This is a genomic window from Streptomyces durocortorensis (assembly GCF_016901035.1).
In the GTDB taxonomy this organism is placed as follows: domain Bacteria; phylum Actinomycetota; class Actinomycetes; order Streptomycetales; family Streptomycetaceae; genus Streptomyces; species Streptomyces durocortorensis.
Window position 1 is genome coordinate 1 of sequence record NZ_JAFEUF010000465.1, and the last position, 1836, is coordinate 1836.

Consider the following 1836-nt stretch of genomic DNA (forward strand, 5'->3'; position numbering starts at 1 on the left):
TCAGCTTCATATTTGTATAAGAGACAGGGGTCGGGGTCGGCGGGGGCGTCGGTGCGTACGGCGGCGCGGGCCCGCAGCACGTCCACGGCGAACTCCGCCAGCGCCACGGCATGGTGGAGTTCGCGCCGCACCACATCACCGTCGGCTCCGGCCGGGTCGGCGGCGGTGAGGTCGGCACGGCAGGCGGCGAGCGTCGCGGCCACCCGGTCCAACGCCTCCGGTGCCGGAAGGGCCGGCAGCGGGACGGCGGGGTCGGGGAAGAGGGCGCGGGCGATCGGCGAGCCGTTGAGCAGCGGCACCCCCAGGTCCCGGTGGACCCGGCCGAGGCGCGTCAGAACCCCGCCGGTCAGGCGGGCCTCGTCCAGCAGGACGTGGTCGTCGAGCACGGCGGCGATGTCGAGGTCCCGGTTGGTCTCCAGGGACCAGCTCACCGCGCCGCCGAAGACCACCGGACCGTACGCCACCGAGGGCGCGTCCCAGTGGCCGTGGTCGCCCCAGGAGGTGAGCAGGAATCCCTGCGCGGCGTTCTCCCGGCCGGTCTCGGCCGCGTCGAGCATGTTGTCGACGGCGTTGTCGATCCGGCCGAGGAGGGAGTTCCAGTTGCTCGCGCCGGGAGCGACCCAGAACGGCACCCCGGCCTCGGAGAGCAGTTTGCCGCGCGAACGGAACCCTTCGCGGAGGTTGTCGAGGTCCGCGCCGAGCCGCTGCCAGGTGCGGGCCTCGGGCGTGTCGCCGTCGATGACCTCGGACAGCGCCCGGGGCCCGTCGTACTGCCACACCACGGGCACGGCTCCCGGCGGGACGCGGTCCATCAGCTCGGGGTGGCCGGCGAAGACGTCGGCCCAGAACTCGACGGTGTACCCGGCCTCCAGCCAGGGGGCCATGAGCCGGGTGACGAAGGAGAAGTAGACCTCGCCCAGGCCCTGTTGGGCGACCCGCTCGGCGGAGGCTCCGCGCCCCAGCTCGAAGGGTTCGTCGGCACCGATGTTGAGCCGCCTGGACCGGACCTCGCGGGCGGCCTCCTCGACCAGGGCGGTGGCGAAGGCGGCGTTGTCGTCGGTGGGTTCCAGGGTGCTGGGCGGGCGGTGGACGCCGCCGCGTTCGAAGCCTTCGGGGTTCTCGGCGCGCTGGGCGTGGCGGGGGTGGCGCAGGAAGCGTTCCATGTGGCCGAAGGTGTTCTGGTTGGCGACCAGTTCGATGCCGACGGCGGCGCAGCGCGCGTCGAGCCAGCGGAGGTCGTCGGCGGTGAGCGGGGAGGCGTCCTGCCAGACGTCCTGGTGGTCGCGGAAGGCGTAGGTGTGTTCGCCGTACAGCTCCAGCTGGGTGAAGCGGGCCAGGGCGAGGATCTCGATCCAGCGGGCCAGGGTACGGCGGGTGGGGACGCGGTCGCGGCTGATGTCGAGGAGGAAGCCGCGGACCGGGAAGTCGGGGTGGTCGGTGATGGTGTAGCCGGTGGCGGTGTAGTCGTGCCCGGCGCGGAGCTGGTCGAGGGTGGCCAGGGCGTAGCGCAGGCCGTGGGCGTCGCGGTGGTCGACGGTGACGCCTTCGGGGCCGGTGCGCAGGCGGTATCCCTGGGGCGGGAGGTCCGGGTCGGGGTTCGCGTGGACCGGGGCGTCGAGGGCCGCGCCGCCGGGGGTCGTGGTGAGGGAGCGCGGGGTGGGGAAGGGGGTGACGGGCACGGTGTGGCTCCGGGGTGGTGGGGCGACAGGTGTGGCCGGGGGGGGGGGGGGGGGGGGGGGGGGGGACCGGCCCCCACGCCCGCGGCACCGCAAAACAAAAGCTGCTCTAACTGCACGTTAGAGGAGGTTTTGTTTTGAACTGGAGTATATCACTTTA

At 72.9% G+C, this 1836-nt stretch carries 1 protein-coding gene; it reads right to left on the reverse strand.

Annotation, left to right across the window (positions count from 1 at the left end; translation table 11 throughout):
• Positions 1 to 1679, reverse strand: a 1679-nt coding sequence (locus JS521_RS35450; protein WP_205086959.1) for a glycoside hydrolase family 20 zincin-like fold domain-containing protein, incomplete at its 3' end; no start/stop codon positions are given.
• Positions 1680 to 1836 lie beyond the last annotated feature (157 nt).